The sequence below is a fragment of the Butyrivibrio sp. VCB2006 genome, from assembly GCF_000420945.1.
Lineage (GTDB): Bacteria > Bacillota > Clostridia > Lachnospirales > Lachnospiraceae > Butyrivibrio.
Map to the genome: position 1 here is coordinate 84621 of NZ_ATVX01000014.1, position 17054 is coordinate 101674.

A 17054-nucleotide genomic window follows, 5' to 3' on the forward strand; every position below is an offset into this window, starting at 1 on the left:
CTAACTTAGCCTTTTACTGCGCCGATCATAATACCCTTTACAAAGTATTTCTGGAAGATCGGGTAAACGAGCATAATAGGCAGTACAACGATAACCGTAATTGTCATACGAACACTGGTTGTGGTCTGGCTGGTTGCAGCAGCTGCCGCCAGTGACGAAGTACTTGTTGTACTCTGGGCCAGGGATGCCAGTGAACTTGCCTGATTCAGATACTGATACAATACGAACTGAAGTGGATAAAGCTTAGTATCTGTCATAAGAAGCAATGTATCCTGGAAAGCGTTCCACTGGCTTACTGCTGAGAAGATAGCAACAGTAGCCATGATTGGCTTGATAACAGGAATAATAACTCTGAAGAATACTGTAAGTACGCCTGCTCCATCCATTTCTGCGGCTTCCTGCAGCTCTTTTGGCACCGATTCAACGAAGGTCTTGGTGAGGATCAGGTTGAAGGGTGATACGATAGCCGGCAAAATGTAGCCCCAGAAATTATTGGTAAGGTGCATTGTCTTCATAACCAGGAACCATGGAATAATTCCGGCGTTGAAATACATTGTTGCTACGATAAGCCTGTACCAGAATTTCCTCATCCACATTTTTTCCTGAGTAAACATAAATCCCAGATATGCTGATGCAAAAACTGTGAATGCAGTTCCAAGGGTTGTTCTCATAAGTGAAATCTTAAGTGCGTTGAACAGTCCATCTATTCTGAAGGCTGACATATAGTTGTGGAAATGAATTCCCTTTGGCCAGAAAAGGATATCTCCCTTGGCACTTAAGTCGTTGGCACTGATTGTATTAATAATGATGTAGTAAAAAGGATACAAGCACAGAAACGCTGCTATTGAAAAGATGATGTAGCATATGATTTCCAATGTGCGATCCCCGGCACTAACCTTTATTTTCGTTTTTTGCTCTTTCTCTTTACTCATGGCTTTTTTCTCCAATATTCTCTCCGATAATGGGGACTCTAAATCTTTTCTCAGAATCATAGGATACTCTCTCCTCTTATTGCCTTGGAAGCCCCATTAACAATGATCAGAAGGACTACGCTGACAAGACTCTTAAGCATACTGATTGCAACTGAAACTGAGTATCCGCCACTACCCATGGCCATGTTATAAACATAAAGGTCAAGAACCTGGATAAACTCTTTATTGAAAGCGTTCTGGAATACGTAGTACTGCTCCATTCCGTTGTTAAGGAAGTTTGCTACGTTGATTACCAGAAGAACGAAATATGTAGGTAAAAGACTTGGTATTGTAATGTGCCATATGATCTGCATTCTGTTGGCACCGTCAACTCTTGCTGCCTGCAAAAGCTCGTCATCAATACTTGAAATTGCTGCGATGTACATGATTGCTGCCCAGCCAAGGTTTTTCCAGGTAAGCCACAACCACTGTGTAAACCAAACGTGCTCAGACTGCTGCAGGAAAAGAATCGGCTGCTCAATCATTCCGAATTTCATAAGCAGAGAATTCATCATTCCTGTACTGTTGAAGAGGGCAAATGCTATGGAATAAACCATTACCCAGCTTACGAAGTTAGGAAGAGTGGTTACTGTCTGTACGAACTTACGGAACTTAACGCCTCTTATCTCATTGAGAAATACTGCAAACAGCATTGGGAGCCAGCTAGTTCCAAGAGTAATTCCACTCATAGCAAAGGTGTTTTTAAGCACCTGAACTATCTGATTAATCTTGGTCTGACTGCTGATAAGTGATGTAAACCACTTAAAGCCTACAAATGGGCAATTAGCCAAAGCCTTCGGCGGTTTGTAATCATAAAATGCATACATCCATCCATAAAGTGGGTAATAACAGAATAATAAAACCAGAACAATGAATGGCAGAACCATTAAGAATAGCTTGAATGAATAAACCTTTTTCTTTGTCACCCCTTACTCCTCCTTTTGGTTTAACGATAAACCAAACCAGTAAAAAAATACCTTTAAACAGATTGTCTGTTTTGTAAAGCACACGGAATCTTTATTACATATGGTTCCAAACGGCTTATCTTTTCCCCATCTTTGTTCTCTAAGCAGTTTAGAATCAGTTCCGCGCTCTTCTTGCCAATCTCAGCCAGCGGCAACTGCGTTGTTGTAAGTGCCGGTCTGAAAAATTGTGATATGGATTCATTATCGAATCCCGCTACAGCTATTTTTTCTTTTACCGCAATCCCCTGTTCATACAGATAGTCATATACCCCACCGGCCATTCTGTCTGAAATTGCAAATATAGCTGTAACCCCTTGGGTAAGGAGCTTTTGTGCTCCTTCAAATCCGGACTGTCTGTCCCAGTTACCGTAGTAAACAAGGCTTGGATCAAACAGTATTCCGTTTTCATAAAGAGCTCTCTGATACCCTTTAAGTCTTTCAATGGTGTGTGTATTCTCAACACGGCCGCCGACAAATCCTATTCGCTTATGGCCTGCCTTTAAAAGATGAGTAACCATCTCCCAGGAGCTGTTCTCGTCATCTATCACAACAGACGGAATCTTTGGCGAATCGGAAAGTGCATAGCACATAACTACAGGAAGCTGGAAGTCATCCCCAAATGACTTAATTACTCTGCAGTGTCCGGCCAGGTAGATTATTCCGTCAACCTGAGCAGATAACACATCTCGTAAAACCGGATCAAATACCGACTGATACTCGTCTTCATTGTTGTACCAGGTGTCTGCCCATCTGTCATATAGACGCAGATTATAGACTGTTGCCCGATAATGACGTTCCTCACAGTAAGCCATAATGTTTTCTATTATGGGCGGTGAAGTAAACTGAGCCAAATCTTCGGCGATGATGGCAATGGTCCTGGTCCGCTTAATACGAAGGCCCTTGGCCATGTAATTGGGATTGTAACCAGTTTCCCTGACAACATCCATTATTCTCTTTTTGGTCGCTTCGCTAGTCTTGGCTTTGCCGTTGATAACGTTGGACACTGTTGTCGCGGAAACATTACAGATTTCCGCAATTTCCTTCAGGGTTACCATCTCTACTCCTAAGTGTCAGTTTTGTGTTGGTAAATCGTTAAACACACCATAAATATAACCTTTGCCAAAAAGAATTGTCAACATCTTTTGATAATTTGTCTATTAAACACAAACTATTTTTCAAAGTTTTGTGCAAATTGACCTTGTAAACTATTATTGAAACACATATTATAATAAATATTTATGTTTAACGTTCAACCAAATCGGCTTTTATTGTGCATTTAATGCAGAGGGGAAAGGTATGATTTATTACGTTGATGCAAAGTCTTTCAGAGACGGTGACGGCAGTATAGAGCGCCCATTTAAGCATATTAATGACGCTGCCAAAATTGCTGTCCCTGGAGATGAAATTGTTGTTAAACCCGGAGTTTACAGAGAGCATGTTATTCCGGTCAATGCAGGAACCAAGGATGCTCCTATCGTTTATCGCTCAGAAGAGCCCCTTGGAGCTGTTATCACCGGCGCTGAAGTTGTAAACGGCTGGAAAAAGGTTAAGGGCTCAACCTGGACAGCAAGAGTTTCCAACAGCATGTTTGGAAACTATAATCCTTACATCGAAAGAGTCTACGGAGACTGGTATTTCTCACCAATCATCAGACATACCGGCTCTGTCTTTGTTAATGACAGCATGATGTATGAAACATCATCTTTAGCTGAATGTCAAAAAGGAAAAGGTGATCCTCTTGCCTGGGATCAGAATGCAGCCAAGTATCTTTGGTACACCGAGCAGGATGAGAAGACCGGTGAAACCGTTCTATACGCAAACTTCCAAGACCTTGATCCAAATAAAGAGAAGGTAGAAATTAGCGTAAGACGCAATGTCTTCATGCCTACCAAGAATCACGTTGACTATATCACTGTAAGCGGCTTTAACATCAACAAAGCTGCTACTACTTGGGCTCCGCCTGCTGCCTATCAGGACGGCATGATCGGACCACACTGGGCTAAGGGCTGGATTATTGAGGACTGTGAAGTTTACGGAAGCAGATGCTGCGGAATTTCTCTTGGCAAATACTGTGATCCCGAAAATGATATGTATTTTACCAAGAACCATGTTAAGAGTCCCACACAGATGGAGCGTGACGCTGTCTGCCGAGGTCAGTACCATGGCTGGTTAAAAGAAAAAATTGGTCATCATATTGTTCGCCGTTGTCATGTTCATCACTGTGAGCAGACCGGTATTGTAGGTAGAATGGGCGCAGTATTCTCAACCATAGAAGACTGTGAGATTCACGATATCTGCACATCTCAGCAGCTTGGAGGCGCAGAAACCGCCGGAATCAAGCTCCACGCTGCAATTGATGTTACTATCAGAAGAAATCATATCCATCACTGTATAGAAGGTGTATGGCTCGACTGGGAAGCCCAGGGCGCTCGTGTAAGTCAGAACCTGATGCATGATAATTACAGACACGGCGGCCTTAAGCAGGCTCCGGGAGCTATGTTCTCAACTGATGTATTCATCGAAGTTGGTCATGGTCCTACACTTATCGATAACAACATTTTATTGTCACCTACTGCCATCATCATTCCAAGTGAAGGTATCGGTGTGATCCACAACCTTATCCTTGGCGGCTTCGGCCTTATAAACTCAGGAGTAGACAGCATTGTAAACGGTCAAAGAGAGCCTAGATTTACTCCATATCACATTCGCCACAGGACAGAGGTCGCCGGCTTTATGACCATACTTCACGGCGACGACAGAATCTATAATAACGTGTTTATTCAGCAGCATCCTGTCACCGACAAGAAGAAAACTCCTGCCGACGCAGAGTATGAAGTTGTAGGCACCAAGCCTTTTGACATCTTCCCTTCATATGAAGAGTGGATAAGTCAGTTTGACTTTGAACATAACCCTGACATGGGCGGCCTTGCCGAGGCTCACTTCGGGCACTTGCCTGTATGGGTTGAGGGAAATGCTTACTTTAATGGGGCTACTGTATGTAAGCATGAAAAGAAAAAGAATCATCTGGAAGATAAAAAGACTAAAGTTACTGTAGAACTCAAGGAAAAGAATGGTGATTTCTATCTTAAGACCAACTACGGAAAGGCTCTCGGAGATTTAATCGATGGAATTATAACCTCAGATACTCTTGGAAAAGCTTTTGAGCCGGAGCAGAGATTTGAAAATCCGGATGGAACTCCTATTACTTTTGACAGAGACTTCCTAGGTAACCACAGAGACAGCGAGACCATTCCGGGACCTCTTGCCGGTGTCGGTGTTAAAGAAGTACTAATATGGAAGAAATTCGAAATTAAATAATTGCCCACTTGTTGATGCATGGCGTGCATCCGTGCATCACACCATATAAAGAGGACTATGAATAGTGACATTGTCATTATCCATAGTCCTTTTTTATAACATTTTACTTATAGGTTTGTTAATTAAAGTGCCTCGTGGCATGTACGAGCGATAACGTCGAGCTGCTGCTCCTTAGTAAGGTTGATGAACTTAACAGCATATCCTGATACACGGATAGTGAAGTTAGCATACTCAGGCTTCTCAGGATGCTCCATAGCATCGATGAGCTTCTCCTTACCAAATACGTTAACGTTAAGGTGATGTGATCCCTGGTTGAAGTATCCATCAAGAACGCTAACAAGCTTGTTTGCTCTCTCCTCGTCGTCGTGGCCAAGAGCGTTAGGGTTCATAGTCTGTGTATTTGAAATTCCATCGAGAGCGTACTCGTAAGGAATCTTAGCAACAGAGTTAAGTGAAGCAAGAAGACCGTTCTTCTCAGCACCGTAAGATGGTGATGCACCAGGTGCGAATGAAGCATAAGCAGGTCTTCCGTCAGGTGTAGCACCTGTAGCCTTACCATAAACTACGTTTGATGTGATTGTAAGGATAGATGTTGTAGGCTCTGAATCACGGTATGTGTGGTGCTTCTCGATCTTCTTCATGAATGTCTTAAGAAGCCATACAGCGATCTCGTCTGCTCTCTCATCATCGTTACCGTATCTTGGGAAGTCTCCTTCAACCTTGTAATCAACAACAAGGCCTGACTCATCACGAACAGTTGTAACCTTAGCATACTTAATAGCTGAAAGTGAATCTACAACGTGTGAGAAACCAGCGATACCTGTAGCGAATGTACGTCTTACGTTTGTATCGATAAGAGCCATCTCAGCTGCTTCGTAGTAGTACTTGTCATGCATGTACTGGATAAGGTTGAGGATGTTTACATAGAGTCCTGCAAGCCAATCCATCATGATGTCATACTTGTGCATAACTTCGTTGTAATCAAGAACCTCCGATGTAATAGGTGCCATCTCAGGTCCTACCTGCATGTGCTTGCCATCTTTTGTAAGGAACTTCTCATCCTTACCACCGTTGATAGCGTAAAGAAGGCACTTAGCAAGGTTAGCTCTAGCTCCGAAGAACTGCATCTCTTTACCAGTCTGTGTAGCAGATACGCAGCAGCAGATGCTGTAGTCATCGCCCCAGATAGGTCTCATAACATCGTCGTTCTCGTACTGGATTGAAGATGTTGTAACAGAGATCTTAGCAGCATACTTCTTGAATGTAGCTGGAAGCTTAGAAGTATAAAGTACTGTAAGGTTAGGCTCTGGTGAAGGTCCCATGTTCTCAAGTGTGTGAAGGAATCTGAAGTCGTTCTTGGTAACCATGTGACGTCCGTCCATTCCAAGTCCACCAACCTCAAGAGTAGCCCATACTGGGTCACCTGAGAAGAGGTTGTTGTAAGAAGGAATACGAGCAAACTTAACCATTCTGAACTTCATTGTCATGTGGTCGATGAGCTCCTGAGCCTCAGACTCTGTAAGAGTTCCTTCCTTAATATCTCTCTCGATATAGATGTCAAGGAATGTTGATACACGACCAACTGACATAGCAGCACCGTTCTGAGTCTTGATAGCTGCAAGATATCCGAAGTAAAGCCACTGAACAGCCTCTCTTGCGTTCTTAGCTGGCTGTGAAATATCGAAACCGTATACCTCAGCCATAGCCTTCATTCCCTTAAGAGCTCTGATCTGCTCGGAGATCTCTTCTCTCTGACGAATGATGTGGTCAAGCATTGTGCCATCGCCGCAGTTGTTGTAATCTTCCTGCTTCTTGGCAATGAGGTAATCAATACCGTAAAGAGCAACTCTTCTGTAGTCGCCTACGATACGTCCACGTCCGTATGTATCTGGAAGACCTGTTACGATGTGGCTGTGTCTAGCAGCTCTCATCTCAGGTGTGTAAGCATCAAATACTGCCTGGTTGTGTGTCTTGTGGTACTCTGTGAAGATCTTGTGGAACTTCTCGTTTACCTTGTAACCGTATGTCTCAGCAGCTTCCTCAGCCATCTTGATTCCGCCGTAAGGCATGAATGCTCTCTTAAGAGGCTTGTCTGTCTGAAGACCTACTACTGTCTCAAGGTCCTTCATAGACTCATCAATATATCCAGGACCGTAAGCTGTAAGACTAGAAACAACTTCTGTCTCGCACTCAAGGACACCGCCCTTTTCACGCTCCTGCTTCTGAAGCTCCTGAAGCTTGCCCCAGAGCTTGTTTGTAGCATCTGTAGCATCAGCAAGGAAGCTCTCATCTCCATCGTATGGTGTGTAGTTGTTCTGGATGAAATCTCTAACGTTTACATCATCCAGCCAGTGGGTTCCTTTAAACCCTCTCCATGCTTCGTTCATAATAATAAACTCCTCTCAATAACAAAAGTGATGAACTACGCATAATAACTGCAATCACACGCAGTCATAGCTTGTTAATAATTTATCACTTATTTCTACCGAAGGATATATTATCATTACGCTATATTGTAAACTTTGATTGTAATCAAATTTTAATTCATTTTTTACTTTTCACACATTATTCACATATAAAAAATGGCGAATTGATCCATTACAAATCAATTCGCCATATCTTTTATACGCTTACTCTACGCTCTTAAGCTTCGCCACGAAGGATCGCAGTTGCGTTAGCTACTCTATCAGCTGTTGGAGACTCCACACCAACAAGCTTATATGGTATTCCAAGAGCTTCAAACTTGTGCTGTCCCATAGAATGATATGGAAGCACTTCTATCTTTTGAACATTATTAAGAGTCTCAATAAAGGCTCTTGTCTGTTTAAGATACTCATCATTATCGGTAATTCCGGGAACCAGTACGTGTCTGATCCAGATAGGCTTGCCAATTTCTGATAAATACTTCATTCCTGCGATGATATTATCGTTTGGAAGTCCTGTGAGTTCAATATGTTCATCGCGATTAATGTGCTTGATATCAACCAAAAGAAGGTCTGTGTACTTCATTAGTTCTTCAAACTTACCAAAGAATTCGCTGTTTCTATCCTCATCAAAGGGCTGAAGCGCAGTGTCTATACAAGTATTTATGCCACGCTCTTTGGCCATCTTGAAGAATTCTATCAGGAAATCAATCTGAAGAAGCGGCTCTCCGCCACTGACTGTAATTCCCCCGTCTTCTCCCCAATATCCGCGATATCTCTCTGCGAAATCAAGAAGCTCCTGAGGTGTTCTCATGTCCTCTGACTTAGGATCCCAGGTATCTGCATTGTGGCAATACTTGCAACGAAGTTTGCAGCCTTTCAAAAATACTATGAATCTGATTCCGGGTCCGTCAACTGAACCAAATGTCTCTATTGAATGAATTGCTCCTTGTATCATTTATCCTTACTCTCTTCCTAAAACAACCAATTACTGGGAAACGTATATCTCCCTCAGTGCATCTCTGTCGATGACCTTGATCTTGCCATGGCCTCTTCTCTCGATAAGTCCCATTTTCTCAAGCTCTCTAAGCTTCCTACTTACGGTTTCCATTCGAAGGCTTACACTTGCCGCAATGTCATCGAGTTTCAATACTATATCATCAGAAGGGCTTCTGTCTACCCTATACATCAAAAAGCCCGCCAGACGTGCCATTGGATCCTTGGTGGAAAGTAGCATGTTTCTTTCATTGGCGTCGTGCAGTTTTTTACTAAGAAGAATGATGATGTTCATGGCAGCTGTGGGATTATCCACAACCTTGATGAAATCGTCTCTGTGTATCTGACAGATTGACGCGTTGGTAAGGCACACAGCAGAATAGGGATAAATACTTCCATCCAAAAACATACCTTCCCAAATAATATCGTGATCTGCAAGGATAGTTATGATTTGCTCTCTTCCAAGAGAATCATAGCGACAAAGCTTAATTCTGCCCTTCCTGATAATACAGATGGAATCAACTCTCTCACCTTCTCTAAAGAGATAGCTTCCCTTTTTGAGAGTCTCGTGCTTGGAGTGCTCCATAAGGCTAACCTGAGCATTTACAGGAAGTCCTTCCATAAGAGGGACGCTCTCTGTGCAAAAGCCACCACATTCCTCACAAATATTAAGGCCGATGATTCCCTTTTTAAGCTCCTCTGCCCCACTCTGCTTCTGATATACTCCCAGGCTCTTATTCTGTACTGGGCTTTGTTCTTCTTTTCTTTCTTCTCTCATCCAAATCTCTATAATCTAAAAAATCTAACATGACTGTAGTTCATCACTCTTTGGCCCACAAATAGCAGTATGCCTGAGTTCTTGCGGCAAAAGGCTCTGTTTTAAGAAGCTCTCTTACCTGGGCCTTACTATACCAGCCCGGCTCTATTTCTTCCAATGTAGATGAGCTCTTGGCAAAAGAACCGGTGGCTCTTCCAACACAGCACACATTCTTTTCATTAGAAAATCCCACTGCGCTGTAGCTCTCTCCAATCCAGTCATCTATAGCTATCAGGTCAAGGCCTGTCTCTTCTTTAAGTTCGCGCCTTGCGCTCTCTTCAGGTTCTTCTCCGGGATCAATAAGGCCTGCCGGGAAATTGTAAACCCAGGCTCCGGGAGCCATTCTATATTCCTTGTTTATAAGAATCTTTTCCCCGGTCTCATCATGCATGATGAGGACCACTGCATCTATCTTTTTGTTATGAATATCATCAAATCCCTTAAGGTCAGGGTTTCTTGAGATTATTTCATAGGTCTTTTCCTGATCATCCTCAGTTCTGTAATGCAGGTCATATCTTGTAATAAACTTGCCCTGCTCTTTCTTCTCCAAATATTCAAACTTCATGATTAGCACGCTCCGTAAACTATCTGTCTGATTCCGCGGATAAAGTTGTAATCTACGCCACCCTCGATCTGCTGCATGTAGATCACGATAAGTTCCTCGTTTGGATCCACCAGGAAGTAAGTTCCGCCCTTTCCTTCCCAGCCATATTCTCCAACACTTCCGTTGGAAGCAGCCATGGCTGGATCTGTGAGAATTCTGAAATAATTGCCGTAGTTATATCCCGGATCACCGTTCACATCCCAGAACGCATCAAGAAAACTCTCCTTAAGCTGTGGCATAGTCATAAAGCTAAGAGTCTTCTTACCAATAAGCTCTTTGCCATGGTAAGAGCCCTTATTAAGCAGCATCTGAGCAAAGTGCGCATAGTCATTGGCTGTGGAATAAAGACCTGAACCCCCCATTTCAAACCAAGGCATGGCTGTTGGGTTTTCCATTTCCATTCGGCGCTTTACATCATCCTCAGCACGAACAACCTTGCCGGACTTATCTCTTCTATATAAAACTGCCTGTCTGAAAGCTTTGCTCTCATCTATTCTGAAATCTGTATCCTCCATATTAAGAGGTGTAAAGATTTCTTTTTTCAGGAAATCCGAATACTTCTTGCCTGTAATTACCTCGATAACTCCTGCCATGATATCCGCGGAGTGTCCGTATCTAAAGCCTGTTCCCGGCTCGAAGGCAAGGTATCCTTCTGCCAGTTTGTTGCATACATCAACATTACTTCTAAGGATTCCGGACTGTCTCTGAGTCTTGGCCTCCTTGTAAATCTTGGTCATTGATCTTTCAGCTTCGCCAAAGTCCCCTGAATACACAATTCCTGAAGTCATATTTAAAAGATCTTTGACTATAATTGGATTTCTGGCCTTTGTAATTCCCTCGGGAGAAGCCACTTTACAATCAGCAAAAGCCGGAAGATAATCCGAAACCTTGCTCATAAGGTCCAGCTCACCTCTCTCGTACAGGATCATGGCTGCCATTGCAGTAATCGGCTTAGTCATGCTGAAAATCTTATATATGCTGTCTTCTCTGTCTGGCTCATAGTGTTTTTCGTAAACTCTTTTTCCGTTATGCTCAACAAGGATTGTTGCTCCCTGTAGTCTGCCTTTTTCACGCTGGCTTTCAATCAAATTGTCCAATCTGCCAAGCTTTCGTATATTCATAACCTCTTACCTCTGTTTAAGTCATAATTTGATTTCAATCAATTTAGTAGATTATAATACCATAAATCCGTATATAAAGAAAAGACTGTGGAAGATTTCTCCTCCACAGTCAATTGTACATTTTATTTTCACAACTTTAAAGTGCTAAATTGCTTAGAATTTTACTGCAGGCAACTGATACTTCTTTTCATAACGCTTAACTGCCTTCTGGAATTCATCAGTCTGATCACGTTTCAAGGTCTCGATGTACTCGTGGGCATCGTACATATCCTCGTCAACTTCGATGATACCAACTGCAATATTACTGCAGTGGTCAGCGATACGCTCAAAGTCAGTTCCGATGTCGGATAAATCAAATCCCTGCTCAATTGTACACTTGCCCTTACGAAGACGTCTTACGTGACGACGTTTCATCTCCATGTGGATACCATCAATGGTCTCTTCAAGAGGTTCGATGGTCTTAGCCAGCTCAATGTCTGTGTTGGTAAAAGAGCTAACGGCAAGTCCCATGATTTCCTGAACAGCTGAAGCAAATATCTCCATCTCAGTCTGTCCCTTAGGGGAGAAGGTTCTTTTACCATCACTCATGCCCTTGGCCTTCTGAGAAATGTTAAGAGCATGGTCACTGATACGCTCATAGTCAGTGATGCAGTGGAGCAAAAGAGATAATGTATGGCTGTCCTCTTCACCAAGGTGGTGAGAGTTTATCTTCATAAGATATGTTCCAAGCTGATCCTCATAGGTATCTATTTTTCTCTCAAGATACTCTACATCATCAGCAATTTCCTGGTTGTAATCATTGATAAGTCCGATAGCCTTCTGAAGCGCTTCCTGGGACATGGTTGCCATTGCGATAGCAGCCTGACGAGCCTGTTCAAGCGCAAAAGGAGGGTTGGACAAGAATCTTGGGTCCAGAGTGCGAAGACCTTCCTGTTCTTCCTGCTCTCTCTTTTCCTTGTCATCAATTGGAATTGTCTTAAGAGCAAGGTTAACAAGCACCTGAGCAAATGGCAGCATAAGCGGAGTTGCCACAAGGTTAACCAGTGTGTGGATTCCGGCGATTCCTACCATTCCGATCTTGTCTTCCAAAAATGCAAAATGCATGAATGCATTGAGGATGTAGAACACGATCATGAAGGTTGATGCCTTGATAATGTTGAAGTACAGGTGCATCAGAGCGGTTCTCTTACCATTCTTGTTAGCACCGAGGGATGACAAAATCGCTGTGATACATGTACCAACCTCAGCACCGATAACTACCGGAATTGCCATGCTGTACTTGATTCCAACAGAAAGTGAAAGGGCCTGCAGTACACCGATGGTTCCTGCGGAGCTCTGAATAACCATTGTAAAGATGATACCTACCAGGAATCCGATTACCGGGTTACTGAAGGTTGTAAGGATTGCCTTGAAAGATTCAACGTCCTTAAGAGGTGAAACAGCACTGGACATGCTCTGCATACCAAACATCAAAACGGAGAAGCCAAGAAGGATGGTTCCTACATTTTTCTTTTTCTCAGTCTTACCAAACATATAAAGGGCAATACCGATAAGTGCCAGGAAAGGCGTAAATGATGCCGGTTTAAGCAGATTTATTATAAAGTTGTCACTGCTGATTGCATTTAAAGACAAGAGCCATGCAGTGAAGGTTGTACCAAGGTTTGCGCCAAGGATAACGCTTACTGCCTGCTTGAGAGTCATGATTCCTGAGTTAACAAGACCAACAACCATTACGGTTGAAGCAGATGAAGACTGAACCAGAGCGGTTACTCCCACTCCGAAAAGATATGCTACAAATGCGTGCTCTGTTACTTTGGCCAGTACGCTTTCAAGCTTACCTCCGGCCATCTTGGTAAGTCCGCCACTCATAACATTCATTCCATAAAGGAACATGGCAAGACCACCAACTAACCCCGCAACAAGGCTGAACATTTCTAATGAACTCATTTTACCTCCGTATAGACACTCTCCTCTGAGAGGAACTCCCTCTCTATGCCTATTATTTCTACAATTTTCTACTGTTACAGCTATTATATTACAGTATTAACCTAAAAATTGCCATAAAATTTGCTTTCAAACAAAAAAATATGGATCACAGCTCTTTTACAAATTTGAGATACTCACCGTACCTTGACTCACTGACTCTGATATCGGTGCCATCGCTTGCCCCAGTATAGCTGTGACCATAGATATTTTCTTCAACCTTTACGGTATCCGTGCACTCGAAACCAAGTTTTTGACAGAGGTTTATTGATACTTCATTTTCTTTTTTGACCAAAGCCTGAACCTGCTCAAGGCACAGAACATCTCTGCCATAATCAAGAATAGCGCTGCAGGCTTCATAGGCGTATCCTTTTCCCTGATACTCTTTTCCTATAAGAAATCCCAGCTCAATGTTCTCAAAACCGTTCCTTATGGAGAAACCAGCTCTTCCGATTACTTCGCCATCTGATGCTCTCACAATGGTCCATACTCCAAAGCCCATGAGGCCATAGACCTTCTCAATGTAGTCCTTCTGATAGCGCTTTTCGTCCTCGGGATTTTCGAAAAGACCTTCCATATATTTGGTCATCTCCGGCTCTTTGTAGAGTCTGTAGAATTCGTCCACATCATCTACGGTGGTTTCACGGATAATGAGCCTGTCTGTTCTTATGACTTCCCAAGGATCGCCTGAGTATCTCTGATAGGCTTTGACAAAAGAATCTGCGTCGACTTCCTCAATTTCTTCAAATACGTACTTAAGTCCCTCGAATTTCTCCCCAGCATTGGTGCTATAAATCGCGCCGATGCAGTAATATCCTTTATCCGTCAGCTCTTTTGCATAAGAGGCGCTGTCGCAGACTATAAGTGTATTCTTCTTGCCTGCGCTCTTAATCTTGGGATAGGATTCATCCTCCGCTTCCAGGAGCTTAACATTATAACCACAGTCCTCAAGGTACTGGCCGCTTCTAACCACCTGTCCCAGGACTTCTTTATTCTCAATTGCACTTCTTTTCAGTGAAAAGATAATATTCTTCAGCAACTTGTCTTCCTCATGTTTAGTATTTCTAAATATTATTATATTACATATGGCCCCCAGGAATGGCATGGCCTTAAAATTTTTCTTTTGCACACAAAGAAGAAAGGCCGGCAGGCCGGAGATTTCCGACTTGTCGACCTTTCAATATGATCTTTAAACTTTCATAAAACTACTTTTACACTACTCTTAAGTATCAGCTCTCCTCTTCGTCTTCTTTCTTCTTGCCTGCAAGCATGAGCATTACTGCTGCTACTGCTGACATAACGATTGCAATTACTCTTGCCATATCGTTGGTCTCGTCCTCAGTCTTTGCTCTTCTTGCTCCGAGAACTGCCTGGCCGTTACCTGTTTCTCTCTGTGCTCCGAGAACTGCCTGTGGTGCAGGAGTTGCTACAGGTGTAGGTGCTGGTGCTGTAGGTGTAGGATTATCCTGTATCGGTGTAGGTGTTGGTGTAGGTGTAGGAGTAGGATCATCCGGAGCAGGTGTAGGTGCTGGAGCTGTAATTGTAAGTGTTCCTGGAACTATAGTAAATGTATAGTTCTTGTAATCACTTTCCAATGCCTCCTTAGTAGCAGTTACATTGATCTGATAGTTACCGGGAGCCTCACCTGTTGCTCTTGTATAGCCAAGTGCAAGTGTGTCGCTTCCCTGAAGGCCTTCGATCTTGCTTGTAAATGTAGGATCTCCTGCACCCTGAACTTTTGTCTTGTTATCAACTGTAATTGTTACAGGCACCTTGTCGATGTAGAGCTTTCCAAGTGAAGGAATGATATCGAATTCTCCTGTTACGTCTTCACCCTTAAGAGTTACCGTAGGTGCTGTTTCAAATGCAAACGCATAACCGGTCTCGTTGTAATCCTTACCTGTTGCTGTGACTTTAAGGTTGTGAACAACGTATGTAACACCGTCAACTACAACTTCCTTCTCACCATCTTCTGCACCAACCTTGAGACTGAAGAAATTATCAACCATCTCTGCAATCTTGTTAAGTGTTGCTGCTACAGGATTGGTTGCTGTCGCATCCTTAACGCCTGCAAGGATTGTGTAGCTCTGCTCAAGTCCGTTGTATGGAGAATGAACATCCTGAGAACTAATAGTAATCTTATAAGCATCTGCTCCGCGGCTATCAATGTAGAGATAACCATCTTTTACAACGAATTTTACTACAAAGTTATCATCGGTATTGCTGAACTGGCCTTCTGTAAGTCCCATTGTATAGGCTTCTGCTCTAGCAAGTGTTCCCTTTGCAATAGCTTCGCCGCTGAACGCAATCTTAGCTTCATCATAAATCTTCTCGATGTCAGCTTTAGAAATTGTCTGAGAAACAGGATTACCATCCTCGTCCTCGATAATTGCTGTTGCATCATTATAATCTACTGCATAGCCTTTCTCGTGAGCTGGCTTAGCTTCCTTAGTTGTATGCTCATTTCCGTCGAACTTGATATGCTTTTCAATGTAATCACCTACGATATCGATTGTGATATTAAGTGGATCGATTACAAGCTCACCATTCTGAACAGAGAATGTAACGTCAACGTTCTTGTCATCATAGCTAAAGTCATTCTCGTCAAGCTCTAATGAATATGTTCCCTTATCCTTCTTAGTTACAACAGGCTTATCCTTGGCATATATGACCTTAGTCTCGTCAAAGAACTCTCCTGTGCTGGTTGCCTTATAGCCCTCTGCAGTATGATCCTTGCCATTATAGGTATAAGTCTTCTTATCACCCTCAACAGCAATATTCATGCTAACCGGTGTTATTGTAAGCTCGCCATCGCTTTCAAGTTCAAACGTTACATCTTTAAAACGCTCATCTGTGCAAGAGAACATCTCCTTAAGAAGTCCCATAGGGTATGAAACAACGTTGCCTTCTGAATCTCTCTTAACATCTGTAGCCTCAACATAAGGAACATTATTAGTATCTACTGTAACTTTTCCCTGAGGACTGAATGTGATATCGGTCTTCTGGAAAAGACCTGAAGCATCACTGATAATTACATCAAAGTCAGCAGCCTTATGAGGCTGTCCGTTGTATTCCTCAGTTGCCTTTGTACCATTAATCTTTACAACAATATTCTCGATAGGTGTGATATCAACATATCCATCCTCAACGGTAATAGTAACATCAAAGTTTCCATCTTTGCAGTAGAAGTCATCAGTTGTAAGATTCATGGTATCCTTACCGACATCTTTTCTTGCTACATATGCACTCACACCTTCATTTAATGCGATTGCATCTTTGCTAAGAAGAGGATTACTGATAGTTTCCTCCAATACCTTCCAACCGGATGCTTCGTGGAGCTTATTGTCGTAAGGTGCTGTAACGCGGTCACCCTGTACTGTTACAGATGCCTCAAGTGGATTGATGAGAAGATATCCATCTCCATCCTCAGCTATAACAAATGTAGGATCAAAGTTATTATTGTTATTTACGAACTTCTCAGCATCAAGGCCCATCAAATACTTAGTGACATCGCCATTTTCGTCTCTATTTACATCTGTCTCGCTGATCAATGTATTTCCATCGTATTCGAAGTCGTCTTCAGTATACAGATCACTTCCTTCAATCTTACTTGTGAATTCGCTTACTGTATGCGTCTGACCATCATAGAATACTGAATCGTTATTACCTGTAATTGTTACAGTCACCTTTAAAGGTGTAATCTCAAGTACGCCGTCTTTTACAACCTTGATGGTTACGTTGCTGAACTGCTCAGTATTTCCATTGCTGAACTGTGAATCCTTAAGGTTCATAGGATATGTATCAACATCGGTTCCCTTTGCTACTGCTTCTCCACTAAATGCAATGTCATCCTCTG

General features: G+C 42.6%; 12 protein-coding genes. 1 reads left to right on the top strand and 11 read right to left on the bottom strand.

Features of this window, described 5'->3' with window-relative positions; genetic code table 11:
• Positions 1-5: 5 nt before the first annotated feature.
• From G613_RS0113300 to G613_RS0113310, 3 genes are read right to left on the bottom strand one after another with little or no spacing between them, the layout of a single operon-like run.
• Complete coding sequence (locus G613_RS0113300) at positions 6-932, bottom strand: carbohydrate ABC transporter permease (RefSeq protein ID WP_029233085.1); 927 nt, start codon at positions 930-932, stop codon at positions 6-8.
• Positions 933-988: 56 nt separating this feature from the next.
• Positions 989-1897 (bottom strand): ABC transporter permease subunit, encoded by a 909-nt coding sequence (locus G613_RS0113305; protein ID WP_029233086.1) that lies wholly within the window; start codon positions 1895-1897, stop codon positions 989-991.
• A gap of 53 nt (positions 1898-1950) precedes the next feature.
• Positions 1951-2991, bottom strand: a complete 1041-nt coding sequence (locus G613_RS0113310; RefSeq protein WP_029233087.1) for a LacI family DNA-binding transcriptional regulator — start codon at positions 2989-2991, stop codon at positions 1951-1953.
• A gap of 241 nt (positions 2992-3232) precedes the next feature.
• Here G613_RS0113310 and G613_RS0113315 point away from each other — a divergent pair, with 241 nt between their 5' ends.
• On the top strand, positions 3233-5254 hold the full coding sequence (locus G613_RS0113315) for a right-handed parallel beta-helix repeat-containing protein (protein WP_029233088.1): 2022 nt from the start codon (positions 3233-3235) through the stop codon (positions 5252-5254).
• A 122-nt stretch (positions 5255-5376) separates the two neighbouring features.
• On the opposite strand, the gene pflB is transcribed toward G613_RS0113315, so the two are convergent.
• The 8 genes from pflB to G613_RS19725 form a co-directional block, all read right to left on the bottom strand.
• On the bottom strand, positions 5377-7641 hold the full coding sequence (pflB, locus tag G613_RS0113320; RefSeq protein ID WP_029233089.1) for a formate C-acetyltransferase: 2265 nt from the start codon (positions 7639-7641) through the stop codon (positions 5377-5379).
• Between the two features lie 256 nt (positions 7642-7897).
• Positions 7898-8635: a pyruvate formate-lyase-activating protein gene (gene pflA / locus G613_RS0113325; RefSeq protein ID WP_029233090.1), complete on the bottom strand. Its 738-nt coding sequence runs from the start codon at positions 8633-8635 to the stop codon at positions 7898-7900.
• Between the two features lie 30 nt (positions 8636-8665).
• Complete coding sequence (locus tag G613_RS0113330; RefSeq protein ID WP_029233091.1) at positions 8666-9451, bottom strand: Crp/Fnr family transcriptional regulator; 786 nt, start codon at positions 9449-9451, stop codon at positions 8666-8668.
• A gap of 43 nt (positions 9452-9494) precedes the next feature.
• Entirely contained in the window at positions 9495-10055 is a 561-nt protein-coding gene (locus G613_RS0113335; protein WP_029233092.1) for an NUDIX hydrolase, read from the bottom strand.
• Between the two features lie 2 nt (positions 10056-10057).
• Positions 10058-11215, bottom strand: coding sequence for a serine hydrolase domain-containing protein (locus G613_RS0113340; protein ID WP_029233093.1), 1158 nt, complete (start codon positions 11213-11215; stop codon positions 10058-10060).
• A gap of 153 nt (positions 11216-11368) precedes the next feature.
• Positions 11369-13162 (bottom strand): Na/Pi cotransporter family protein, encoded by a 1794-nt coding sequence (locus tag G613_RS0113345; RefSeq protein ID WP_029233094.1) that lies wholly within the window; start codon positions 13160-13162, stop codon positions 11369-11371.
• 145 nt (positions 13163-13307) lie between these two features.
• The gene (locus G613_RS0113350) at positions 13308-14237 is read right to left on the bottom strand and encodes a GNAT family N-acetyltransferase (protein WP_029233095.1); all 930 of its coding nucleotides are present in this window, start codon (positions 14235-14237) and stop codon (positions 13308-13310) included.
• Between the two features lie 190 nt (positions 14238-14427).
• Positions 14428-17054 (bottom strand): MBG domain-containing protein (locus G613_RS19725; RefSeq protein ID WP_035774758.1); only part of this gene is annotated, 2627 nt, incomplete at its 5' end.

Bases quoted from the DNA above. Each gene is read 5' to 3' on its own strand.
- G613_RS0113300 (WP_029233085.1), bottom strand. From the start codon at position 932: ATGAGTAAAGAGAAAGAGCAAAAAACGAAAATAAAGGTTAGTGCCGGG.
- G613_RS0113310 (WP_029233087.1), bottom strand. From the start codon at position 2,991: ATGGTAACCCTGAAGGAAATTGCGGAAATCTGTAATGTTTCCGCGACA.
- G613_RS0113315 (WP_029233088.1), top strand. From the start codon at position 3,233: ATGATTTATTACGTTGATGCAAAGTCTTTCAGAGACGGTGACGGCAGT.
- pflB (WP_029233089.1), bottom strand. From the start codon at position 7,641: ATGAACGAAGCATGGAGAGGGTTTAAAGGAACCCACTGGCTGGATGAT.
- pflA (WP_029233090.1), bottom strand. From the start codon at position 8,635: ATGATACAAGGAGCAATTCATTCAATAGAGACATTTGGTTCAGTTGAC.
- G613_RS0113330 (WP_029233091.1), bottom strand. From the start codon at position 9,451: ATGAGAGAAGAAAGAAAAGAAGAACAAAGCCCAGTACAGAATAAGAGC.
- G613_RS0113335 (WP_029233092.1), bottom strand. From the start codon at position 10,055: ATGAAGTTTGAATATTTGGAGAAGAAAGAGCAGGGCAAGTTTATTACA.
- G613_RS0113340 (WP_029233093.1), bottom strand. From the start codon at position 11,215: ATGAATATACGAAAGCTTGGCAGATTGGACAATTTGATTGAAAGCCAG.
- G613_RS0113345 (WP_029233094.1), bottom strand. From the start codon at position 13,162: ATGAGTTCATTAGAAATGTTCAGCCTTGTTGCGGGGTTAGTTGGTGGT.